At 46.9% G+C, this 23961-nt stretch carries 24 protein-coding genes; 16 read left to right on the top strand and 8 right to left on the bottom strand.

Annotation, left to right across the window (positions count from 1 at the left end; translation table 11 throughout):
* Positions 1-66 precede the first annotated feature (66 nt).
* The 5 genes from NIES2104_RS07260 to trpA all read left to right on the top strand — a co-directional run bounded on the left by NIES2104_RS07260 (position 67) and on the right by trpA (position 5425).
* A complete protein-coding gene (locus NIES2104_RS07260; RefSeq protein WP_263970922.1) occupies positions 67-1665 on the top strand; it encodes a S8 family serine peptidase in 1599 nt (532 codons plus the stop codon).
* 136 nt (positions 1666-1801) lie between these two features.
* Entirely contained in the window at positions 1802-3067 is a 1266-nt protein-coding gene (locus tag NIES2104_RS07255) for a serpin family protein (protein WP_058997120.1), read from the top strand.
* 958 nt (positions 3068-4025) lie between these two features.
* Positions 4026-4253 (top strand): NAD(P)H-quinone oxidoreductase subunit L, encoded by a 228-nt coding sequence (ndhL, locus tag NIES2104_RS07245; protein WP_263971049.1) that lies wholly within the window; start codon positions 4026-4028, stop codon positions 4251-4253.
* A 5-nt stretch (positions 4254-4258) separates the two neighbouring features.
* Positions 4259-4567, top strand: a complete 309-nt coding sequence (locus NIES2104_RS07240) for a DUF3007 family protein (RefSeq protein WP_058997115.1) — start codon at positions 4259-4261, stop codon at positions 4565-4567.
* Positions 4568-4624: 57 nt separating this feature from the next.
* On the top strand, positions 4625-5425 hold the full coding sequence (gene trpA, locus NIES2104_RS07235) for a tryptophan synthase subunit alpha (RefSeq protein WP_058997113.1): 801 nt from the start codon (positions 4625-4627) through the stop codon (positions 5423-5425).
* Between the two features lies 1 nt (position 5426).
* Here the strand turns inward: trpA and NIES2104_RS07230 are convergent, their stop codons facing one another.
* From NIES2104_RS07230 to NIES2104_RS07215, 4 genes are all read right to left on the bottom strand, one after another.
* Complete coding sequence (locus tag NIES2104_RS07230) at positions 5427-5837, bottom strand: PIN domain-containing protein (RefSeq protein ID WP_058997111.1); 411 nt, start codon at positions 5835-5837, stop codon at positions 5427-5429.
* Complete coding sequence (locus NIES2104_RS07225) at positions 5834-6094, bottom strand: hypothetical protein (RefSeq protein WP_058997109.1); 261 nt, start codon at positions 6092-6094, stop codon at positions 5834-5836. The genes NIES2104_RS07230 and NIES2104_RS07225 overlap by 4 nt, the downstream gene beginning before the upstream one ends.
* A 166-nt stretch (positions 6095-6260) precedes the next feature.
* Positions 6261-6704, bottom strand: a complete 444-nt coding sequence (locus NIES2104_RS07220; protein ID WP_058997107.1) for a hypothetical protein — start codon at positions 6702-6704, stop codon at positions 6261-6263.
* 87 nt (positions 6705-6791) lie between these two features.
* The gene (locus NIES2104_RS07215; protein ID WP_082689945.1) at positions 6792-8258 is read right to left on the bottom strand and encodes a DUF2079 domain-containing protein; all 1467 of its coding nucleotides are present in this window, start codon (positions 8256-8258) and stop codon (positions 6792-6794) included.
* Positions 8259-8501: 243 nt separating this feature from the next.
* Between NIES2104_RS07215 and NIES2104_RS07210 the strand changes: the two genes are divergently transcribed.
* The gene (locus NIES2104_RS07210; protein WP_082689944.1) at positions 8502-9311 is read left to right on the top strand and encodes a mechanosensitive ion channel family protein; all 810 of its coding nucleotides are present in this window, start codon (positions 8502-8504) and stop codon (positions 9309-9311) included.
* On the opposite strand, the gene NIES2104_RS07205 is transcribed toward NIES2104_RS07210, so the two are convergent.
* The 3 genes from NIES2104_RS07205 to infC form a co-directional block, all read right to left on the bottom strand.
* Entirely contained in the window at positions 9295-9771 is a 477-nt protein-coding gene (locus tag NIES2104_RS07205; RefSeq protein ID WP_058997105.1) for a Crp/Fnr family transcriptional regulator, read from the bottom strand. The two genes, NIES2104_RS07210 and NIES2104_RS07205, sit on opposite strands and share 17 nt — an antisense overlap.
* Before the next feature lie 15 nt (positions 9772-9786).
* Positions 9787-12813, bottom strand: coding sequence for a HEAT repeat domain-containing protein (locus NIES2104_RS07200; protein WP_058997103.1), 3027 nt, complete (start codon positions 12811-12813; stop codon positions 9787-9789).
* A gap of 159 nt (positions 12814-12972) precedes the next feature.
* Positions 12973-13473 carry a translation initiation factor IF-3 gene (gene infC, locus NIES2104_RS07195; RefSeq protein WP_202815035.1) on the bottom strand — a complete coding sequence of 167 codons (501 nt, stop codon included), beginning with the start codon at positions 13471-13473 and terminating at the stop codon, positions 12973-12975.
* Positions 13474-13667: 194 nt separating this feature from the next.
* Between infC and NIES2104_RS07190 the strand changes: the two genes are divergently transcribed.
* The 6 genes from NIES2104_RS07190 (at position 13668) to NIES2104_RS07165 (ending at position 19443) form a co-directional block, all read left to right on the top strand.
* On the top strand, positions 13668-14612 hold the full coding sequence (locus NIES2104_RS07190; protein WP_058997098.1) for an alpha/beta fold hydrolase: 945 nt from the start codon (positions 13668-13670) through the stop codon (positions 14610-14612).
* Positions 14609-15148 (top strand): hypothetical protein, encoded by a 540-nt coding sequence (locus tag NIES2104_RS07185; protein WP_058997096.1) that lies wholly within the window; start codon positions 14609-14611, stop codon positions 15146-15148. Before NIES2104_RS07190 ends, NIES2104_RS07185 begins: the two co-directional genes overlap by 4 nt.
* On the top strand, positions 15109-15885 hold the full coding sequence (locus NIES2104_RS07180) for an ATP-binding cassette domain-containing protein (RefSeq protein ID WP_202815034.1): 777 nt from the start codon (positions 15109-15111) through the stop codon (positions 15883-15885). The genes NIES2104_RS07185 and NIES2104_RS07180 overlap by 40 nt, the downstream gene beginning before the upstream one ends.
* A 130-nt stretch (positions 15886-16015) precedes the next feature.
* The gene (locus NIES2104_RS07175) at positions 16016-17356 is read left to right on the top strand and encodes an adenylosuccinate synthase (protein WP_058997092.1); all 1341 of its coding nucleotides are present in this window, start codon (positions 16016-16018) and stop codon (positions 17354-17356) included.
* Positions 17357-17376: 20 nt separating this feature from the next.
* Positions 17377-17673 carry a 50S ribosomal protein L25 gene (gene rplY / locus NIES2104_RS07170; protein WP_058997090.1) on the top strand — a complete coding sequence of 99 codons (297 nt, stop codon included), beginning with the start codon at positions 17377-17379 and terminating at the stop codon, positions 17671-17673.
* 276 nt (positions 17674-17949) lie between these two features.
* Positions 17950-19443 (top strand): AAA family ATPase, encoded by a 1494-nt coding sequence (locus tag NIES2104_RS07165; RefSeq protein WP_058997089.1) that lies wholly within the window; start codon positions 17950-17952, stop codon positions 19441-19443.
* A 219-nt stretch (positions 19444-19662) separates the two neighbouring features.
* Here NIES2104_RS07165 and gorA read toward each other — a convergent pair whose 3' ends face one another.
* Positions 19663-20991 carry a glutathione-disulfide reductase gene (gene gorA / locus NIES2104_RS07160; protein WP_058997086.1) on the bottom strand — a complete coding sequence of 443 codons (1329 nt, stop codon included), beginning with the start codon at positions 20989-20991 and terminating at the stop codon, positions 19663-19665.
* A gap of 158 nt (positions 20992-21149) precedes the next feature.
* On the opposite strand from gorA, the gene NIES2104_RS07155 reads away from it, so the two are divergent.
* The 4 genes from NIES2104_RS07155 (at position 21150) to NIES2104_RS07140 (ending at position 23958) form a co-directional block, all read left to right on the top strand.
* Positions 21150-21371, top strand: coding sequence for a DUF2945 domain-containing protein (locus NIES2104_RS07155; protein ID WP_058997084.1), 222 nt, complete (start codon positions 21150-21152; stop codon positions 21369-21371).
* Positions 21371-21718 (top strand): DUF3140 domain-containing protein, encoded by a 348-nt coding sequence (locus tag NIES2104_RS07150; protein ID WP_058997082.1) that lies wholly within the window; start codon positions 21371-21373, stop codon positions 21716-21718. Before NIES2104_RS07155 ends, NIES2104_RS07150 begins: the two co-directional genes overlap by 1 nt.
* Before the next feature lie 42 nt (positions 21719-21760).
* Entirely contained in the window at positions 21761-22771 is a 1011-nt protein-coding gene (uvsE, locus tag NIES2104_RS07145; protein WP_082689943.1) for a UV DNA damage repair endonuclease UvsE, read from the top strand.
* 107 nt (positions 22772-22878) lie between these two features.
* On the top strand, positions 22879-23958 hold the full coding sequence (locus tag NIES2104_RS07140; protein WP_058997080.1) for a DHHA1 domain-containing protein: 1080 nt from the start codon (positions 22879-22881) through the stop codon (positions 23956-23958).
* Positions 23959-23961 lie beyond the last annotated feature (3 nt).

Raw genomic sequence — 23961 nt, 5'->3', positions numbered from 1 at the left:
GATTTCTCTCAGATTTAGGTCAGGGTTTGCATAAATTTTAGGAATTTATACTCAAAGGTGCGGCAAATGAAGTGGATGGTTGGATTGGGTGGCGTGTTGGTGAGCGTGACTGCACAAGCGATGCCCGTGGCGGAATCGTCGATCGGGAAAGAAGGGATTGATGCGCTGCGACTTCAACAAGCTCCGTACAATCTTACTGGGAAAAAAATTGCGATCGGTCAAGTCGAAATCGGACGACCGCCCCAATTTGGCATCGATAAAGCCGCGAATACAAATCAAGTAATTGCCTTGACGCGAGTGTTTTTTCGCAATCAACCTGCTAAAACAAATACGAATTTAGATACTCATGCGGCTCAGGTTGCGAGCGTGATGATTGGCGATAGTAAAGCAGTGCGGGGAGTGGCTCCGGATGCTCGATTGTATTCTTCGGCAGCCGCGACTCCTCAACGCAGTGGACAGGCGGAAGAATGTCTCGCGTCTCAGCAGATTGCAGTGCAGAATGGCGGCGATGTGCGGGCGATTAATTTCAGTTTTGGCGAGTCGTTGCAGCAAGATCCGCGCCCGAATGCTCGATTAGATGGAAATGCGTTGCTGACTCAATGTATCGACTGGCTATCGATTCGATATAATTCGCTGTTTATGATTGCGGGCAATCAGGGCAAAGGCGGCATTCCCATCCCGACCGATAACTATAACGGCATGGTGATTTCATTCACGCGCCGAGTTGGAGAGGAATACTCAAAGATTGATTTTGCGAATATCGGCGATACGTTCCCGCGAATTTTGAAGCGTAATGATGGAATTGAAACGAGTTTAGGCAATCGTCGATCGCTATCTCTGACGGCTCCCGGCAGCAAAATCAATGTGGCAAATCTCAAAGGCGAGCAAACGACTTCGATCGGGTCGAGTTTTGCCGCTCCACATGTGACGGCAACGGTGGCATTGTTGCAGGAATTTGGCGATCAACAACTCCGCACCAGTTGTAAAGGGGGCTGCAAACTGCCTTGGACAACCGATGCCCGCAGACATGAAGTGATGAAAGCGGTGCTGATGAATTCGGCTGACAAACTTCAAGATAAAGGCGATGGTCGATTATTAGGCATGACGCGCACGATCTTCGAGAAAGATAATAAAACCTGGATTGATTCTGATGCGTACAAAGATCGCAAGATTCCGTTAAACATTCAAATGGGCGCGGGACAACTCAATGCGTTTCGAGCGTATCAGCAGTTTAGTGCTGGACAAAGGAAGCCCGGTAAAGCGGTTCCAGCGATCGGATGGAACTATGACAAGATTGGCACGAAGACGTTTCAGGACTACATCATCGATCGACCCCTACTTCAAGGTAGCTATGTTTCCGCGACTTTGACTTGGGATCGATTGGTGGAATTGAACGATCGCAATCGGAACGGAAATTTTGATGCGGGGGAAACGTTTCGCGATCGCGGACTCAACAAATTAGACATCTACCTGATGCGGGCTGAGGATACAGACATTCGCAAAAGTATCTGGTCATCGGTTAGTGACATTGATAGCGTTCAGCACATTTTCCGTTCAATTCCCGCAAACGGACGTTATAAGATTCGGGTGGTTTTCCGTCAGCAAGTGAATACACCGATACAATCTTATGCGTTAGCTTGGTGGACGGCTCCGTCTCAAAAATAGTAACGCCCTCATACGCAATCGATGAATTGATTAATGTATTAGTACATAGCGTGTTCATCGATACACGATTGAGGTCAAAAAAAGCGTTGGAATTGGTCAATTTTTGGATCAATTCCCAACTTTCTTGGAGAGGAGTATGAAAACATTTGAATGGAAGCGATCGAGTATTGCCTTATTTGCAATTCTTCTCGCAGTTGGCGCGATTTCTTGTTCAGGTTCAGCCCATTCACAGAACCCAAAATCAGAGATTAGAAATAGTCAGATTACCCAAGCGAGGGAAGTCAAACCTGTGAATCCAAAAATTGTGGAAGCCAATACCAGATTCGGGTTTAAATTGTTTTCTGAAATTCTCAAGAAAGACGGGAAAGAAAACGTTTTTGTCTCGCCTTCGAGTGTGGCGATCGCGCTTTCAATGGCGTACAACGGCGCAAATGGTCAAACCAAGACTGCAATGGCGAAAGCACTCGAATTTCAAGGCATGACGCTCGAAGAAATTAACCAAGCTCATCACAATTTGAAAGCGGCGCTAGAGAAGGCTGATCCGAAAGTGCAATTGTTGATCGCGAATTCGCTTTGGGCGCGTCAAGGTGTCGATTTTAATCCGAGTTTTCTCGATCGTAATGCGAAATTCTACGATGCCAAAGTGAAATCGCTTGATTTTGAGCAACCTGCGGCAGCGGATGAGATCAATAGTTGGGTGAAAGAAAGTACTCGCGGCAAAATTCCGAAAATTGTCGATCGGATTAATCCCAATGATGTCATGTTCCTCATGAATGCCATTTATTTCAAAGGGAAATGGACAAATGAATTTGATAAAAGCAATACACAAACTCGTCCATTCACGTTAGTAAATGGCTCGAAAAAACAAGTTCCTTTAATGAAGCGGCAAGGTAACTACCGCTATTTTGAAACGAATCAATTTCAAGCGATTAGTCTACCTTACGGTGATGAACGTTTGAGCATGTATGTGTTTCTGCCCAAGTCAAATTTAGCAGCATTTCAAAAGTCTTTAACTGCTCAGAATTGGCAAACTTGGATGAAGCAATTTAGCGCTCGTGAAGGACAGATTCAACTGCCTCGCTTCAAGATGGATTACGATGTCGAGCTAAAAGAGGCGCTTTCTGCTCTTGGCATGGGGATTGCTTTCGATGATGCCGCAGATTTTTCTGGACTCAGCAAAGGAACCACCAAAATCGATCAAGTCAAACACAAAACTTTTGTCGAGGTGAACGAAGAAGGAACAGAAGCGGCAGCGGTGACTTCGATCGGGATTGTGGCAACTTCTATCCGAGTTCCAGAGGAGCCATTCAGAATGATTGTCGATCGACCGTTCTTCTCTGCGATTCGAGACAATCAAACGGGTGAAATTCTATTTATGGGAACGATTGTGAATCCGGAATAGAAAAGAGCGATCGGGGTTTGAAATGCGATCGCTCTTTATTCAATGGGGGCGAAGGGACTTGAACCCTTACAACCTTGCGGTCAACGGATTTTCTTACTACTGTAGTTTTCACTACCACATTACTGTGTTTGTAGTCTGGACTATGCCTTTACCTTTTAGCAGTATGCCAGTCAGGTAGGAGCCGTCTAGTCTCTACACTTTCTCTGGAAAACAACAATGTCAAAGCACACAGAAGCGGAATTTATTCAAGCAGTTGAAACTTCTTTCTCGTACAGGCAAGTACTTTTGAAGCTAGGTCTGCGTCCCGCTGGTGGAAATTACGAATCTTTGAAGAAACGTATCACCACTCTTGGTCTTGACATTTCTCATTTCACTCACCAGGGATGGAGCAAAAACAAGAAGCTTGGAGCGAGAAGATCGCTTTCGGAACACTTGATGAACAAGCAGCCGATTCAATCCTATAAACTTAAACTCAAACTACTGCGGGAAGGAATTAAGACTCACTGCTGCGAATCGTGCAATCTAACTGAATGGCTAGGAAACCCTATTCCACTTGAGCTAGACCACATCAACGGCAACAATCAAGACAACTCTCTCAGCAATCTAAGACTGTTGTGCCCCAACTGTCATGCCTTCACTCCAACCTATCGAGGTAAAAAGAGAAGGCGATCTCCAGAGCTTAGCTCGGCGTTGGCAGATGAAAGCTTTCACCGAATTTGACTCCATTCACACGAAGCGTTTCGGCTTCGGTGCTCAAATCGTTAAGTCCGTAGCGTCTACCATTCCGCCACGCCCCCAGGATTTGTGTTCTAATTTCGGGTCGAAATCAGAAGCCTAACCAGGATATCATCAGAATCGCAGGATAAGTATAGAAATTTGTAAAATGATCGGCGATCGAATTTCACTGTCTGATTTAGAGAGCGCGATCACCTGAAAGCGTTAGGATAGGAAAGTCGATATCCGGTTGGAATACATGGACGTAGCACTTCTATACCTCGCTTTGGGCGGCGCTTACCTGGTGGTTGTGCCGTTGATTATCTTTTTCTATCTCAAATCGCGCTGGTATGTGGCAAGCTCGATCGAGCGGAGCTTTATGTATTTCATGGTGTTCCTTTATTTTCCGGGAATGCTGCTGCTTGCGCCGTTCTTGAATTTCAGACCGAAAGCGAGGCAGATTGAAGCTTAAAAGCAATGCGACGAATTGATGCGATCGGGATTACATTCGGTGTGTTTTTAGCAGGGGGACTTGCGTTTCTGGTACTTCAGGGCGCAGGTCTTGACAGCGTTAGCGCGGGAATTTGGAGCCAGTTGCTCTTAGTTGGCGGCTTGATTGGCTGGTTGGCGAGTTACCTGTTTCGGGTGCTGTCGAAGAATATGACCTACAATCAGCAGCTTCGAGAGTATGAAGAAGCGGTTTTGCAGAAGCGCTTAGAAGAATTGACCCCCGAAGAATTAGAAAAGCTCCAGAAAGAAATCGAGCAGGAAAAGCAAGGTTCTTAGGATTTCGTGCCCGGATTTGCAGTAATCTACTGAAGTTGTGTTTTCTAAGAGATTGAGATGGCTTCAGTGTCGGAACGCTTTGAGCAATTGCGGAATCAGGGTCGCTGTGCGTTGATTCCTTTTTTGACGGCTGGAGATCCGGATTTGGAAACGACGGCTGAGGCGTTACAGATTCTCGATCGCTCTGGTGCTGATCTGATTGAATTAGGAGTGCCGTACTCTGATCCGCTGGCGGATGGTCCGGTGATTCAGGCGGCGGCAACTCGATCACTTCAGAATGGCACTCGATTAGAAGATGTTTTACAACTGGTGAAGCAGGTTTCTCCGAATTTGCGATCGCCGATCATTCTTTTCACTTATTACAACCCGATTCTAAATCGCGGCATCGAATCATTTTTGAAAGACATTTCCGAAGCGGGAGCAAAAGGTTTAGTAGTTCCAGATTTGCCGCTAGAAGAAGCTGAAACGCTATTACGTCCAGCAAAGGAGCATGGCATTGAACTCACATTATTAGTTGCGCCGACGAGTCCACGAGAGCGAATTTCTGCGATCGCCCAACAGTCTCAAGGGTTTACCTATTTAGTCAGTACAACGGGCGTAACAGGAATGCGATCGCAAATGGAATCGCGGGTGAAAGATTTGATTGCAGAATTGCGGCAAGTTACTGATAAAGCTATCGGGGTCGGGTTTGGGATTTCGCAACCGGAACAAGCACGACAAGTGATGAACTGGGGAGCGGATGCGGCAATTGTTGGAAGTGCGTTTGTGAAGCGATTGTCTGAAGGATCGCCTGCTGAGGGATTGAAAGCGATCGAGGAATTTTGTCAGACGTTGAGAAGCGCGATCGCTGCGGATTAAATTACGTAATTGCTTGAATGAATGCAGTTGGTGTAAAAATCTGAATTGTGGCTTGAGTAAACCCCTGTGTATCGCGAGTTAGAATGCCATCAAGCTGATTCTCGATCGCTGCTGCATACTGGATTGCATCCTCAAAATCGGGAAATCCAAGTGATAGAGCCGATGCAATCACAGTTTGATCGATCGCTGCAATCTGACAAATTCTCGCTAGTCTCCTCAAAAATTCCAACGTCCAATCGTGCCCTTGAGTTTTACGAATGATGTAGTACAAATCGCTGTATGTTGTGGCAGAAACAAAACCTTCTGCACCTCCTTGCTCGATTAACGCGAAAGCACGATCGCTATCCTGGAAAAACGGTTGTCGTTGAAGCGCAACATCAATCAAAACATTCGTGTCTACTAAAACTTTCAAAGGTCGTACTTCTCCTTGAGCGCTTCCCACTTTGCTGAATCCGCATCAAAATCATCGGCTACAGGTTGAGCAGTTTTCCACAAATCTCGAAAGGCTTGCGTCTGATACTCGCTTGAATTGACCGAAGTTTGAGGGGTTTCAACTTGTTGAGCCGGAAGCACAAAAATCTCAACATCACCAGGCGGAAGATCGATCGCTTCTGTAATCACCAATTGTCCCTTGGCATCGACTTTTCCCTTGAGTTTGTAAGTTGTCATGATGCTTTTCTTAACTAGATTAGTTCGAGTGTACAGAAAATCTTGAGCGTTTGATAAGTACGATCGAGGAATTCGGTCAGATGTCGAGAAGTGCGATCGCGAATCAAAAGAAAAGGCACCCGATCGGATGCCTACGATGAACTCTTAAGATGATGAACTGGTTAAACTATGCACCTTGACGACTGCTGCGCTGTCCTTGTTGATTGCGACGCTGTTGGAGTTGATCCCGCTGCTGTTGAGTCAACACCTCGCGTTCGATTCGCTCTCGTGATGCCCGCATTCTGTTCCGAATCTCAGTTCTTTGAGCTTCAGTCAAATTCAGCGATCGCATTGCGCCCTTTTTGTTTCCACTTTGAGCCGTTGCATTGTACTGATTGCGCTGTTCGGCGGTTAGAACTTCGTTGACGATCGCAGTGCGAGTTTGTTCGCGGATCGCTTGCATTTGCTGCTTCTGAGCATCAGTGAGATTCAGACGATTTGCTCGATCGCGTTTCGGTTGAGTCTGAGTTTGCTGAGCTAACAATCCTGAAGGACGAGCTTGAACCGCAAACGGTGCTACAACCATCAGAAGGGCGACAGCTCCGGGAAGGATCAGTGAAAGTTTTTTCATGACATCAATCGAAAATGGGACAGTGAAGCCAATCAATCAGCTTCGGGAAGTTAGACCGAAGCGCGATCGCAAAGGTTCAATCGAGTTTCAAAACTTTCTGAGAAACAGATACACATCATCGCGCTGGTACTTGAGATTAAAGCGATCGTCCGTCTGAACCGTTTGAAGAACTTGATTTAGGAATTCCTGCGGAGCCGTGAAATCGTTCGTATGACGCACATCTAATAGGACTGCTTCGTAATTTGGAATGGTTGAGAAATCGAGTGCTTTCGACGCATCAAACGCGACCGTTGCGGTTGTAATCTTCGATCGATGACTTAAATGCGGTGCAATGTCCATCACGGTTAATACACTTGCTGACGGTGGAACGAGTGCAACGGCTTCTCGTTTTGCTTGCCAGTTATCGATCACCCGAAGATAGTCACCAGATTTGATTACGGCTGAAAGCAAGATGAAACCTGTAATCAAACAGAGCAATACAATTCTCTTTTTCCGCACCCAACCGCGATCGAGCTTGAATGCTGCGATTACCGTCATCACGACAAACGGCAACACGGGCAGCGAATATTGATAAGCTAAGCTTTTCTGAGCAGAAGAATCACTCAGGAGATTCAGAAAAACGCAGGGAATTGCCCCGACCAGTGGCGCGATCGATTGGGGTGATAATGCCCATACAATCGGTGCCGTCAATCGAAGTAAATACACAATATTCGCACGCGATACGACTTGCTCAATCACTAGCCAAGGTTGTGTTACTGCTTTGATCGCGATTTCCGAAAACGAGTTTCCTAAGCTGCCGTAGCGATAAAGATGTCGCTGAATCTCTGCCGAATTGCCTCCAAGAAACGGAATGATCATCTGCGTGGAAATTACAAACCAAGCGAGTCCCACCACGATCGCAATTAATCCATACTTGCGGCGATGTTCAAACTTCCATAGCCAAATCCCCATGCTGAACACGGTGAGCGAGAGAACGGCTTTACAGCTTAGGATAAGCGCGATCGCAGCACAGAATAGCCAAATTTTTCGAGTTTGTGCCGCCCAGATTGCCCAGAGAAACGCCGGAATTGCAAATACTTCTGGGTGGAAATGAAATTGATTTGCACTGAACAGCACCGGATACAGTAGATAGGTCAGCACGACCCACTTCGACTGGGAAACGGTTAATCCTGCATGTTGAGCCAATTTCCAAGTTGGAATAATGCCGCTGGCTAATGCGATCGCTTGCGTTAAAAACAACCAGTGTGTACTGACGTGAATCTTGTAGAGCAATGCCAATGGATAAAGAATCAGCGCCGCATGATCGCCCAACACGTGAAAGCCCATGTAAGACGAAATCGGCGCTAATCCTTGACTAATCAGATAGACCGCTTGATCAAAAATTCCCATGTCCCAAGCTGAAGATAGGAAAACCGCATGCTTGAGACTGCTGGTAAAAAAGAAAATGACTGAAACTACGATCGTTAACCTCAGAGCAGCACCGATCGGATGACTATCAAAATTCAGCGCTTTGTTCACACGAGTCGAAATGCGAGTTGGGAGGAAGTCCAGCATGTTCAGGTGCATTCACTCAACAAGATAGTGACAGAGCGACCGAGGTTGTTTTCGCGACCAAGCTGTCGAGCTTACTTCTACCACTAAAGGAATTGCCAGAAATCTTCATATAGAGGGATTTCATCGAGAAAGTTACGGCTCGATCGCACACTCGAAATTTTCATAAAACGCGGTACACTGAGTGCCTTCGGGACTATCCGAAGTTTTGGTGTATCCCTCATTCGGGGACAACGAGGAGGTTTTATGTTCATCATCAGCGCTCAACCTGTTAATCTGCTGAGCGATAACATCAATCATTTAATCTTGCAGCGAAATTTGAGCAATTTAGCGCTGCAAGTCGTACCCAAGATGGTTTGGGCGATCGCAATTCTCCTGTTCACCCGCTGGGCAGCGAACATCATTCGACCGATCGGCTTTCGCTTGCTCAAATACGCAGAACCCACGCTGCAAAAATTCTTGATTCAAGTTGCCTCGATTCTGGTGTGGATGGCAGGAGGCGTTGCGGCGCTAAATGCGATCGGGTTACAAACGACCACGATCGTTACTGTAATCGGTGCGGCAGGTTTAGCGATCGGTCTTGCGCTACAAAATAGCTTGTCTCACTTTGCGGCTGGAGTGATGCTCGTGAGCTTCCGACCGTTTGAAGTGGGAGATACGATCGAAGGTGCAGGCGTATCCGGAACCGTCGATAGTATTGGATTGTTCTCAACGACGATTGTTTCTTCGGATAACGTGCGAATCACAGTTCCGAATAGCAATCTGTTTAGCGGGACACTGAAGAACAATACGATTATGGGGACTCGGCGCGTAGATTTGCAGATTGATATTGGCGATCGAGAAATTGAATCCACGATTACGCATCTTTTGTCGATCGTGCAACCGCATCCCTTAGTGCTGCGCGAACCTAGACCGACTTGCCATGTAGAATCCATCACCCCAGAAAAGACAATGCTCTATCTGCGTCCGTGGTGTGCAGCAACGCATTATGAGCAAGTGCGATCGGAGATGTTGCAACTCGTGAAAGAGGCGCTGAAATCTAACGAATCTGTGTGATCGGTTCACCTCGGAGCAAGCGAAGTTCCTGTTCTTTGGCTTTGATTTCTCGATTCATTTCGCGCACTCGCCCAGAGAGGATCTTAATCAGATTCAATGCAATTCCGGGCGTTTCGTCTACCGCTTCATAGAGTTGCTGCTGAGTTAAAACCAGACATTCACACGGCTCGATCGCGGTGACCGATGCAGATCGTGGTTCCGAATCAAACAGGGACATCTCACCGAAGAAATCACCGCGTTTGCAAAAGATTAGATCTCGACTGCCATTGTGAACGCGGACAGAACCTTTGCAGATCACATACATCGATCGACCTTCTTGACCTTCGATCAGAATCGGTTCTTTGACCGCATACGCTCGCTCTTCCATAATCGATGCCAGTCGCACCAGGAAATCGTCCCGGAGTTCTTTAAAGATCGGCACACCACGAACTAATAACAATCGCTCAAAACTGTTTAACATCGCTTTCTCACACGGTTAGTTCAATCCAGGACGTTGAAAAAATACAACCTTAGAAGATGGCTCTGGTGAAGTCATGCCCAACGCTTGCATCATGTGTTTTACCTGCTTCGACACGATCGGATCATGTTCATCTTGAAACTTTTGGAGCACTCGCCCTAACTGTTGGGGATATTGCTTGGCAATGTAGCTGAGAACGGCTTCGCGAACATATCCCCTCGGATGTCTCAAGCTCGATCGAATTGCGTCCCCACTGAGATCCCATCGCGCTCGTCTTGCTAAATGGAAACAACATGCTAATGCCCAATCTGAGATGAAATGTCGCAGTTCTAGAAGCTGATTTAATCGCTCGTTCGGCTGCATCGGTGTGTAGGAAACAACGCTCGACAAACTTTGTAGCTTATCCATCGATAATTCATGATCGAGCACTCCCAACAATGCTCGTTTATTCCCAATGTCCAAAGTACTATCGAGAATTTCTAGCCCTTGAGCGATCGCCGATCGAGAATCTGACTGAAAGTTAAATTCTGCCACTCGAATCGAACCGATTGGATAAAGGAATTTCATTAATAAAAACAATCGCTCGATACTGTCGGTTGGCAATGTTTCTAATGCCGATCGCAATAAGACCGTTTCATCACATCGAACTCGCTCTAGAATCAAATCCATTGAAGCAGCATACACTTGCCCCATAAACATTAACTCTTGGTCAATTAGCTCTTCGATGCCTTGTCTGCCTAGACGCTCTGAAACTGCTTCAATTCCTTTCTCATTCGGGATTTTCAGCAGAATTCGTAATAGTAATCGTCGAGTGGTTCCCCAAGAGGTTAGCAAGCGAGAAATCAAAAGCTCGATCGCTTCAGGCGTTCCGATTTGTCCGATCGCGCTAAATGCTTCACTTCGTACCAAGGGCGGTCGATCGATATCATCTGCAATCCAAATCAGTTTCGGTAAGACTTCATTCCCTAATCGAACTAAGGCGGATTTCGCGGCTTCACGAGTGGGACGAACATACAAACCACTGAGCAGATAGCGGTAGAATTCTTCGGATCGAGTAGCTGAGATTGCTTCTAAAGTGGCGCATTTCACTTCGATCGACGGATCTTTCAACAAATCGGCAACATATGGTTTCAACCACAATCGAAGTCCTTGCAGATGAACTGCTCCCCCTAGTGCCCGACAACCGATCACTCGTTCCTGAGTTTGTTTGTGCTTTAACATCGCCTGCAACACATAAGTTGCTTCGGCTTTCTCTGAGATTGTTCCTTGACGTAGAATTAATGAAGCTGCGGTCGCTCTCACGATCGAAGGATGATTCGGTTTGAGATAGTGCCGCAGTTCGCTAATTGAAGCGGTTTCTTCTGTGAGCCAAATGTATCTTAGAGCGACTGCCATCACTTCTGGTGCAGGACGCTGAGAACATAGAGACTTCACCGGATTGAGAAAAGCAGGATTTGGATGATTCAGCATCACTTCGATACTTTTGTGCTGCAATTCTGGTGTGAGCTTAGAAAGAAGTGGGGCTAAAACCTCTCCAGCATTTTTGCCATCGATATCGCTTAGAAAGTCAATACAAGCCCGTTTATCTTCATCGGCTCCGGGCTTTTCTAAAGTCTCGATCGTTCTTTGCCGCAATGCTTTCATATCCACATCTGAAGTACTTAATTGCCCACGTCCGGCATTGAGCACTAAGAGATTGAGATACTCTTTTTTGAGAAATACGATCGTGATGAGCCATCCAATCGCAAATACAATCATGATTCCTAAACTTAGCTTCTCAGCGGCTCCCATCCCGTTTAGACCGAGTTTCACAAGTCCCAGAAGCATCAATCCAGTGAGTGCAGTCGAAATCGGTTCTGCAATCCCTCGAACTCTCGCCTGTTCTCGATTTCGTAGGTAATCTGGCACCGAGTAGAACAAGAATGGAACGCTACCGGTTAACAACGTATAGTGCAGCAATTCATAGAGAAATCGCATCACTAGAATGCTCACGAAGACCGGAGAAACTCCAGTGATCGAAACTCCAGTGAATCCGATAATGATGAGCGGCATCAACATCAGCGATCGAAAAACGCCAACGCGATCGAGCACTCGGCTCGAAAATGACCACTGCATGATCAGTTCACAGATCCCCATTGCCCCATTAAAGATGCCAAGAAATCCCGCAATATCTCCTTTTCCTAGCTGTGATGAAATTTCAGAATGCTGTCCAAGCTGAGTCAGAAATTGAAACTCAATCAGGAGCAGAAACACTTGCGCGAGAGCAAAGAAGATCTGCAACAGGGACATATATCGCTGCATTTGTCCTTGGAGCCGAGTTGCAGAATTTTCCGCCGTTGTATCATCGCGCCGCCGCCGCACTTCTGGAAAAGCCTGCTGATACAGATGGCTCAGCCCCCATAGAATGACGGCTCCAGACAGCATGAATCCGAAAGCAATCAACAGAACTTGAGAGACTGCCACATCACGCGGGAACAGTCCCAGTACAAACGGCAGTGAGAAGCCACCAACCACATCAGCAACCAGAATTCCGCTGCTAATTAAGGGATAGGTACGCTTGATTTCTCGAATGTTGAAAAGCTGATTCGCAGTGATGGACGCATTTAGATCGTTGAGAACGTGACTTGCTTCAAGCCAAAGCTGCATCCCGAAAACGACAACTTGCAGCACATAGAATTGACCGAATTGCTCACCGAATCCGCCCGATAAACCGACTGAGAAGAACGGAAGCGGAGATGCGAGCAGAAGCGCGATCGTAACAATCACAGCTCTGAGCGGTAGATATCTCTGAAGTTCCGAATAGAGCCAGCCTAACCCAATCTTGAGTGCCGCACTAACAATGTAGATCAGCGGTAAATTTGCTGCTCCGAATTGGGCGAGGAACATCTCAACTGAACAGGCTTCAAGCCAAATCAGCCCCGTCGAAGTGAAGGTGTAGAAGGCGAACATCCAAAACGTTCGATCGCCTTCACCAGATCGGAGGTTAATCCAGCGGAGAAATGGGCTTTCTCCGGATTTGTCGGGAGCTTGATTTGTCGAAACCATGAGGGAGGCTGTTCTGAGTTGAATTGATGCACATGATTCCACATTGGCGGGAATCCTCCCTAAGATGCCCAACAGATCCCATCGCTAAAACAAGCAAAAAGGACAGCGAGAAGTTTATCCCACTGTCCTTGATTCACTTGATAGATGCGCGATCGTGGCTTATTTCTTCGGTGCCAACAGCATCATCATATTACGCCCTTCTTTTTTCGGGGCTTGTTGCACTTCGGCAATTTCTTGAAGGTCGCCCGCCATCCGCTTCAGCAAAGTCTCCGCAAGATCACTGTGCTGAATCTCTCGTCCTCGAAACATGATCGTCGCTTTGACTTTATCTCCGGCTTTGAGGAAGCGTTCGGCTTGATTGATTCGCACGTTGTAATCGTGTTCCTCAATTTTGTAGCGCATTTTGACTTCCTTCACGTCTACGGTATGCTGCTTTTTCTTCGCTTCTTTGGCTTTCTTTTCTTGCTCGAATTTGTGCTTACCGTAGTCGATAATTTTGACGACAGGGGGATCAGCCTTGTCGCTGACAAGAACTAAGTCGAGTTCCTTTTCGTCTGCCATCGTTTGGGCTTCTCGCGAGGTCATGATCCCTAGCTGGGAGCCGTCAGCATCGATGACACGAACTTTCGGAAACCGAATTCGTTCGTTGATCACGGGCATATCTCGATTGGGTCTTTTTTCTATCACAAGCACCTGTGTTGTAAGTGGATAAAGCTGACAATGAGTAAGACTTAAATCATTGTCTATTCGTTTGTATTCGCCATTCTACTCAGTTTGGCGAAATTTCTCTCTACTTCGTTACGTAAATTCTAAAGCAGCGATCGAGATTTTGGGGATTCGGATCTCCCACTAAAATGAATAAGCAGAGTAAGATCGGTGGAATTGTGGTAGACGCTTTACCTTGGCGGCAGAGAATTGGCAGTCAGCGCGATTGGATGTGGCGCGGTTGGCGAACGCGATATACGTACATGCGATCGCAAAAATCCGAGAATGCTCCCCCGCTGATGTTGATTCACGGGTTCGGTGCTTCGATCGGTCATTGGCGGCATAACGTTTCGGCTCTGAGTCAGCATCATACGGTGTACGCGCTGGATTTGTTGGGATTTGGGGCATCGGAAAAAGCGATCGCGCCGTATAACGTGGTGTTGTGGATCGAGCAGGTTCACGATTTTTGGTTGACGTTTGTGCGGGAGCCTGTGGTTTTGATCGGAAACTCGATCGGCTCGATGGTGTGTTTGGCAGCGGCAAAGGCTTATCCTGAAATGGTGAAAGGTGTGGTCATGCTGAATTTGCCGGATTCTTCGGTGTTGGATGCGCCGGAATGGACTGGGACAGCGGTAAAAGTGTTTCGTCCGATCGCGGCTGTGGCAAAAAGTATTTTCACGTTTCCATTGATTTTTAATCCGTTCTTTCGAGTGCTGAGAAGTTCGAGTCTGGTTCGATTGTGGGCGCGGCAGGCGTATTCGAGTTCGGACAGTATTAGCGATGAACTGGTGGAAATTTTGTCGATGCCAGCACGCGATCGAGGTGCGGTGAGGGCACTGCGATCGATGGTGACGACTCCGAAAATGACCGAGTATAGAGCACGATCGATTTTGCCCGCGATGAAGATTCCGATGCTGTTGTTTTGGGGCAAGCAAGATAAGTTCGTGCCGCCGAGTTTGGCTGCGTCTTGTGTCAAACTGAATCCGAAATTAGAACTGATGGAGATCGAGAATGCAGGGCATTGTCCGCATGATGAACAGCCTGAAATTGTGAATCGTAAAATTCTGAGTTGGATTGAGGAGTGTGTGAAATGACGGATACGTTTCGGATTTCGCCGTTGATTCGGATTACGTTGCTAAGTTTGTATATTGCGTTGACAACTCCGCTGCCGTTTTTGGCGAATGCGACTGATGCACCTGTTCCGAGCAGTTGGCTTTGGGCGGGCATTGCGATCGGCTTTGTGATTTTGTTCGGCGCACTCAGTGAGCGCGTGATTGTAAACGATGACGGAATTCAAGTCACTTACCCGGTTTGGGTTCCGAAATTTTTCCGCAAAGGTTGGCAAATCCCCTGGTCAGAAGTGAAAGCGCTGAAACCTCGATCAACTGGACAAGGTGGATTAGTTTACTATTTTCTCAGCAAGTCGGGAGAAGGTTATCTTTTACCGATGCGGGTGGCGGGATTTGCTCGATTAGTCGATCGAGTTCAGAAACAAACGGGCATTGATACAACTGATGTGAAGCCTTTATCACAACCCTGGATGTATTTGATTTTGTTGGGATTTACAGTTTTATTGTTGTTGATTGATGCGTGGACAGTTTCGACTGCGATCGCGCTTGGAAAAATCTGATGCGGATTCGAGTTGAGCAAGTCAGTTTCGCGGCGGGTCGAGTGACGCAGAAAGGCACACCGATTTCAGGCTATGAAGTGCTGCGGAATGTTTCGTTTGTGGTGGAGAAAGGCAATCGAATTGCGATCGTCGGTGCTTCGGGTTCTGGAAAAACAACATTGCTCAAACTATTGAATCGATTGATCGAACCGAGTGCGGGATCAATTGAGTTTGAAGGTAAGCCTTATTCAGAAATTCCAGTCCTGCAATTAAGACAGCAAATTCTCTTTGTTGCTCAAGAGCCGAAACTGTTCGGAACAACGATCAGAGAAGCTTTGATCTATCCGCTGAAGTTGAGAAACTTAAAAGACATTGATCAGCGAATTGATCAAGTTGTTGAACGAATGAACATTCCGCGAGAATGGCTCGATCGATCTGAACTAGAGCTTTCTACAGGAGAACGACAATGGATCGCGATCGCTAGAGCTTTAATCTGTCAACCTGCGGTGTTGTTGTTGGATGAACCGATCGCAAATTTGGATGCTGCTCGCAGCGAGATTTTACTGAAAGTTTTGGCTCAAGTTGATTCTACGGTTCTCGTGGTTACTCATCAGTTTGAATGGGCGGAACGGTTTGCAGGACGAATTTTACAGTTACAACAAGGGCAATTAATTCGCAATGAAATGGGCATCGATTGGAACAGTGTGAAAAATACGATCGCACAAATCGAACGAGAAGAGGCAGCGGAATGGGATTGACCGATGAAAATTCGGCTTCCCATTGAGCAGAAAATTTTGGAGCCGGGACAAACCAAAAAATCGATTGACACATTTGCCACCCCATGCGGATAATGGGAGTTTGTTGAAAACTTTAGACTCCTGAAATCCCTTGGCTAACGTAGTTGTTATTGGTGCCCAGTGGGGCGATGAAGGTAAAGGCAAAATCACCGATTTGCTCAGCAAGTCGGCAGATGTCGTAGTTCGCTATCAAGGCGGTGTTAATGCTGGGCACACAGTGGTTGTCAAGGATCAAACCTTTAAACTCCATCTGATTCCGTCTGGAATTCTGTACCCCGATACCGAGTGCATTATCGGTTGCGGAACGGTGATCGATCCGAAAGTTTTGCTACAAGAACTCGATCAGATCGAAGCGCTCGGCATTTCGACGCGGAATTTACTGATCTCCGAGACGGCTCATGTGACGATGCCGTATCACCGCTTGATTGACAAAGCCGCAGAAGAACAGCGCGGTAATCATAAAATCGGCACGACCGGACGCGGAATCGGTCCCACTTACGCCGACAAATCAGAGCGCACAGGCGTTCGAGTGGTTGATTTGATGAATCCGGAAGGGTTCCGCGAGCAGTTGGAATGGACGATCGCCCAAAAGAATCTCATTCTCGAAAAGCTTTACAATCTGCCGCCGTTGGATGCGGGTGAAGTTTTCGACGAATACATGGGCTATGCGGACAGGTTGCGCCCGCATGTGGTGGATAGTTCGCTGAAGATTTACGATGCGATTCGCCGCAAGCGGAATGTGCTGTTTGAAGGCGCACAAGGGACTCTACTCGACTTGGATCACGGGACGTATCCGTATGTGACTTCCTCGAATCCAGTATCGGGTGGCGCTTGTGTGGGAACGGGAATCGGTCCGACGGTGATCGATCGCGTGATCGGAGTTGCGAAAGCGTATACAACTCGTGTCGGAGAAGGACCTTTCCCGACCGAATTGCATGAAGAAATGGGCGCGTTGTTGTGCGATCGTGGAGCCGAATTTGGTACGACCACGGGACGACAACGGCGCTGCGGTTGGTTTGATGCAGTGATTGGACGGTACGCCGTTCGCATCAATGGTCTAGATTGTCTAGCGATTACGAAGCTAGATGTCTTGGACGCAATGGACGAAATCAAAGTATGTGTTGCCTACGAAATCGATGGGCAGCGCTGCGAAGATTTTCCGAGTAACTCGCGCTTGTTCGCTCGATGCAAGCCGATTTATGAAACGATGCCGGGATGGAAGCGATCGACTGAAGACTGTCGATCGCTCGACGATTTGCCAGAAGAAGCGCTTGAGTATCTCAAGTTTTTGGCAGAATTAATGGATGTGCCGATCGCGATCGTGTCTTTAGGAGCCAAACGCGATCAAACCATTATTGTCGAAGATCCCATTCACGGTCCGAAACGGGCGCTGTTGTACACCAACGAAACGCCCCAACCCGCTAACGTTTAGTTACTTTTTAGGTTCATATTATGCCGTTCTCGATCGAAGCTCAAAAACGTCCTGAAGGAAGTAAGCCGAATGCGCTCCGTCGCGGTGGCAAAATTCCTGCAACGCTGTATGGTCACAATGGTACTGAGTCCATCCAACTCGTCGTGGATGCGAAAACTGCTGGATTTTTAGTGCGCGATGCGGCTCCGAATAAGTCAGTCGTAGAAGTCAGCATTCCTGAGTTGTCTTGGAATGGTAAGACGGTGATGCGTGAAGTTCAAACCCATCCTTGGAAAGGTTCGCTCTATCACATCAGCTTCTTTGCTCAAAAAGATTAGAGCGTGGTTTAAAGCCTGTTCGTCTCAGCGCTCTCCCGCCCTGAAATAAATTTCGGGCTAATCGACGAAAGTCTACTAAAGTAGACTCCGAACTGATTTCAATCTTCTTAGTCCATTTCAATGGACTTTCGCCAGTTAGCCCGAAATTTATTTCAGGGCGGTCACGAACGCAGTGAAGAAGTTCTAAACTACATCTTAGTCTTTGCGGCTTGTCAGAAGATTTGATGTATATAAAGCTAGGGAGAGATCCCTGGCTTTTTTAGTTTGAGTGAGTTTATGACGACTACGACCCTTCCCCCGATCGTTGAAGCCCTTCTTGATCCTGCTCTTTATGATCATCCGGTCAAAGGCTCGATCGAGTTAATCCAAACGCACGTTTCTTATGTGTTTCTCACTGGAGACTACGTGTACAAGCTGAAAAAGCCCGTGAATTTCGGTTTCTTAGACTATTCGACGTTAGAGAAGCGCAAGTTTTACTGTGAGGAAGAATTGCGGCTGAACAAACGGGGCGCGGCGGAATTGTATTTGGGAATTTTACCGATCGCGCAAAATGGCGAAACGTTCATTCTCGGCGGAGAGGGTGAGCTTGTGGATTATGTGGTGAAAATGCAGCAGTTTCCACAAGAGACGCTGTTGAGTGCAATGTACGATCGAGGTGAACTCACGGAACAGCATTTAATCGATTTGGCGAAAGTGATGGCAGCATTTCACAAATCAGCACCGACGAATGATTACATTCTTAGTTTTGGTGAAGTGTCGCAGATTCGACAAGCGATCGACGAAAACTATGATCAGACGGTTGGATACATTGGAGTCGCTCAAACTCAAGAGCAATTTGATCAGACGAAAGCTTACACCGATCAGCTCTTTGCTGAGAGCGAATCATTGTTCAAAAGCCGAGTTGAACAGCGATTTATCCGCGAATGTCATGGTGATGTTCACTTGAGAAACATTTGTTTCTGGAATAGCAAGATTTTATTGTTCGATTGCATTGAGTTCAATGAGCCATTCCGCTTTGTCGATACGATGTTCGATATTGCTTACATCATCATGGATTTCGATGCTCGGAACCGTCCTGATCTCAGCAACTTATTCCTGAACTCGTATCTTGAACAATCCGGTGATTGGGAAGGCTTGCAAGTTCTACCACTCTACAACAGCCGTCAGTCTTATGTTCGGGCAAAGGTAACATCATTTTTGCTCAGTGATCCGAGTGTTCCGGAGTCCGTTAAAGAAGAGTCAAAAGAAACTGCAAGCCGTTACTATCGATTGTCCTGGGAGTATACCAAGCCGAAACAAGGCAAGATTGTGTTGATGTCGGGACTATCTGGATCTGGAAAGAGTACGATCGCTGCAAAACTGGCGCGTGAATCGGGAGCAATTCAAATCCGATCAGATGCAGTTCGCAAGCACTTAGGTGGCGTTGCTCCAGATGAGAAAGGGGATGCGTCGTTGTACAGTTCAGAGATGACGCAGAAAACGTACGATCGCTTACTCAAGTTGGGTGTTACTTTGGCATCTCAGGGGTATACCGTGATTTTGGATGCGAAATATGATCGTCAAGCATTGCGTGCTCCGGTGATCGAGCAAGCACAGGCACACGGAATTCCGGTTGAGGTTTTGTACTGTGAGGCATCTGAGGAGGAGTTGCGCGATCGAATTGCTCAACGACAAGGCGACATTTCGGATGCTGATCTTGATGTCTTGGCAGAGCAATCTTTTGAAGCGTTTACTGAGACTGAAAAGCTGCTCGTGAAAACAATGAGTTAGAGGTTAAGACAGTAAGCTAGAAATCTTCGCTTCGTTGCCGACCCGCCCCGGAATGGAATTCGGGGCTAATCAAACGAAGTCCACTGAAGGGGACTAAAAGCAATTTTGATCGTCTTCAGTCAGTTTCAACTGACTTCGCACTGTTAGCCCCGAATTCCATTCCGGGGCGGGTTAGAGCAATGAACGTTAACAACATCAATCTAAACCATCAACTCTAGATCAATCCACCGAAAATAGTTCTTCAGCCGATGAAGGATGGATCGCGATCGCATGATCAATTTCAGATTTCGTAATTCCCTTCTTGATCGCTAAGCTAAATCCTTGAATCATTTCTGCTGAATCTTCTCCGACTAAATGAAGTCCAATCACGCGATCGTCAAGCGTCACATATTTCGCAACGCTCTTAAGCTTTCGTTCTGTTAAAGTCTCAAACAAGGGTATGAACTCGGTTTGATAACATTGGATGCGATCGCCAAATTGCTCTCGCGCTTCAGATTCCGCCATTCCAACCGAAGCGGCTTCGGGACGAGCACAGACCGCAGACGGAATCAATGAATCAATTTGGGTCGGTTGATGGTTGAATGCGGTTTCTGCGAATGCTTTTCCTTCAGCGCGGGCAACCGGAGTGAGTTGTTTTCGATTGGTACAGTCTCCGATCGCATAGATGTTTGGAATGTTTGTGCGGCTGAATTCGTCTACCGCGATCGCTTTTTTATCGAATTCGACTCCAACGGTTTCTAGACCGAGATTTTCTAAATTCGGGGCGCGACCGATCGCACAGAGAACTGTATCAACCGTAAGACTATCAGAATGGTCTCCGGTTAAATGTAATTGGATTTCGTTGTTCACACGCTCGATTTTATCTGCGGTGGTGTTGCAGTAGATTTGAATTCCGCGATCGACTAATCCTTGTCTCACAGTCGTACTAATCATTTCATCAAAGCCTTCGAGAATCATCTCTCCATGATTCATCAACGTTACATCTACACCCAATCCACGCATCACACTAGCAAATTCGATTCCAATATACCCACCCCCAATAATTGCTAGACGGTTTGGTAGTTGTTCAAGGTGAAACATTTGCTCAGAAGTGATTGTATGTTCGATGCCTGTAATTTTGGGTTGAGATGGCTTGCCACCGACCGCGATGAGGATTTTGTCTGCGGCGAATTTTTGATCATTGACTGCGATCGTGTGTTCATCGACTAACACCGCTGTACCTTGAATGATTGTAATTCCTTGTTTTTCCAGTGCAGCGTGGTGAACTTTCCGGAGGCGATCGAGTTCGCGATCGCGAATTTGTTTGAAGCGTTGCCAGCTAAATTTGAGGTCGGGCTTTGTCCAGCCGTAATCTTGTGCGGCATCAGCAAGTAAGCCAAAATCGGCAGCGTAAACCATGAGTTTCTTAGGAATGCAGCCGAGATTGGTGCAGGTTCCGCCGAGATGGGAGCGTTCTGCGATCGCGACTTTTGCACCATACTGTGCGGCTCGTTTGGCGGCAGAAAGTCCACCCGGTCCCGCTCCGATTACAAATAGGTCATAGTTCATGGTTTGTTGGCTTCGATTTTAACTGGAGCGTAAGTGAAGTTAGCATCGGATTTCTACTATCAAAAGAAAGGTTCATACTCCGTGAAGGGCAACCACAGATAGAGGATTGCGATCGTTGCGATTGTTAGGATCGATGCCAGTGTTTCAGGAGCAAAATCATGAGCGAGAAATTGAAAAAGGGCGACCACGTAGAGTGGAACACTTCTGGTGGAAAAACTGAAGGTGAAGTCAAAGAAATCATCACTGAACCCACTGACTTTAAAGGGCATCATTTCGAGGCATCAAAGGAAAATCCTGAGTATCGGGTTGAAAGTTCAAAGAGCGGAAAAGATGCGATTCATAAAGGTGAGCAACTGAAGAAATCGAAGGAGAAAAAGTGATGGTTCAGCATACTGCTACTCAGAACCAAGAGACTCTAAAAGAGTTTCAAGATGCGGTCAATATGTCAGCTAAAGAATTAGAAGCTTGGCTAAAAACCGAGGAATCGCTGTCGGTTGGAATGAAAAGTAGCGAGGATGCGGAATCAACCGGGCATCAATCTGGTAGAAGAACTGTCGCGCTCTTACACAAGAAGAAATCAGAATACGACGACTCAGATTTTAATCACATGCGGCGCGTCGTGAGTTATGTTCATCGGCATTTGGCAGAAAGACCGGAAGGAGATATCGAGCATACTCGGTGGCGTTACTCTCTCAAGAATTGGGGGCATGAACCGCTGAAAGACTAATAGTTTTTGAACGCAAAGATTAACCCTATAAATTAAACGATTATGACCCCTGAACTTGGATTAGTGTGTATCTCTGCATCGAAAACGGTGCGGTTTAAAACGATCACACGCAAGCGATTATTACAGTTTGATTTGGTCGAGCAGGAACGATTGTTGCGCGAATTGTATGCGGAAAATCTGCGGCGATTAGGAATTGCGATCGAGTTCTGCGCGGCGAATAAAATTGGACTGTATCGATTAAGTTCGGGGTTATTTCCGTTTGCAGATGATCCGATGGGAGCCGCAATTTTAGATGAGTTCACGGAAGGGATGGGCTTAATCGGAGAACAATCGAGACAGCTTAAAGTACGACTCGTATTGCATCCGGATCAGTTTGTGGTGCTGAGTTCCGATCGTCCTGAAGTAATTGAAAACAGCATCAAGATTCTAGCGATGCACGCTCGGACGTTTGATTTATTGGGATTACCCCGATCGCCTTGGGCGTTGATGAACATTCACGGTGGCAAAGGCGATCGAGCAGAACGATTGATCGAGTCGATTCGGAATTTGCCTGATAATATTCGATCGCGCTTGACCTTGGAGAATGATGAATACACCTACGGATCAGAGCAAATTGCTGAAGTTTGTCAGGCGGCAGGCGTTCCGCATTTGTTTGATGCTCACCATCATGTGATTCATGAGAAGGTCGAGAGCTACGAGGATGAAAGTGTGATTCGGGCGTTTGAAATTGCTCGATCGACTTGGGAAAATCCAGATTGGCAAGTGGTTCATATCTCAAATGGTGCGGAATCGTTTTTGGATCAGAAACATAGTGATTACATTACGATTATGCCGAGTTGCTATCGGCAAGTTCCCTGGATTGAGATTGAAGCGAAGCAGAAGGAATTTGCAATTCAGAAGCTACAGGAAGAGTGGTTGTATTCGGATTTGAATGTGTTGCCGCCTGTGGTGGTTGAGACTGAGAAGAAGGAAGAGATTCAGATTGAGGCGGTGACTCCATCGACTCAGGATGAGGAGCCTTCGGATTTGATGGAGCAGGCGGTTTCGGTGTAGGTGGGGGTTGTTTGCTTCGTTGCTCGTCCGCCCCGGAATGGAATTCGGGGCTAACAGTGCAAAGTCCACTGAAGGGGACTGAAGAACTTGAATTTTAGGATTGGGTTATGGCTTTTACAGTTGATGCTACTGTTGGAACTCCGAATCAAGAAGCAGCACTTCAGGCATTCAGGCAGTTTGTCGATCGAATGTCTCATTCTTCGAGAATCGTTGCGATTCATGATTCGGATGCGGATGGAGTCACGGCGGGCGTTGTTTGGCAGCGGGCATTTGAACGGGCGGGATTTGCCTCAGTGCATCGAGTGATTCCCGATCGAGAACGCAACGCCTGGACACCTAACAATCGCGCTATCATTCAATCCTCAAATCCGGCTTATCTCTTTGTGATGGACTTAGGAAGCCGCTCGGAGCCTGTAATTTCTGGGGTTCCGACTTGCTTTGTTGATCATCACCATCCTGAAGGTGTGCCGGATGGCGATACTTTAATTAGTGCCTACAATTGGGAGCCGATCCCGAATACATCGCTGATCATTTGGGAACTGGCGCAATCGATCGCGGATATTTCCGACCTCGACTGGATTGCTGCGATCGGAACATTGAGCGATTTAGGCGATCGCGCTCCATTTGAACTATTAACCACGGCAAAACGGAAGTACACCGCGAAATACCTCAAAGAAGCAACAGTCTTAATTAATGCGTCTCGACGAGCTTCACACTACGATCCAGAAGTCGCAGCACGAGCATTATTAAATCATTCCAGTCCGAAAGCATTGGTGAATTCCGATAGTGCGGATGTGCAACAACTGCGATCGGCAAGAGAAGAAGTCAAACTTGCAATCGATGAAGCCAGAAAAGTGGCTCCCGTTTTTTCAGGGAATGTTGCTCTACTTCGGATGAACTCGCCTTGTCAGATTCATCCCTTGATTGCTCAAAGTTGGCGCGGTCGCTTGCCGAAATTAGTGGTGATTGCAGCCAATGAAGGATATATGCCGGGGCGGGTTAATTTTGCGGCTCGATCGAACAGTGTGAATGTGCTCGAATTCCTGCGGAGTCAAACGATTTCAGCCGGAGAAGGAAGCTATGGACACGGACACGATCAGGCATCGGGGGGCAGTTTAAGCATCGAACGTTGGAATGAATTGTTAGCAAAACTAGGATTTCCAGAAACGACGTTTGTCAAATCGTAAAAC

Source organism: Leptolyngbya sp. NIES-2104, from assembly GCF_001485215.1.
Lineage (GTDB): Bacteria > Cyanobacteriota > Cyanobacteriia > Leptolyngbyales > Leptolyngbyaceae > Leptolyngbya.
Note: the sequence above shows the minus strand (reverse complement) of the source record. Positions and strands in the feature narration are given on the sequence as shown.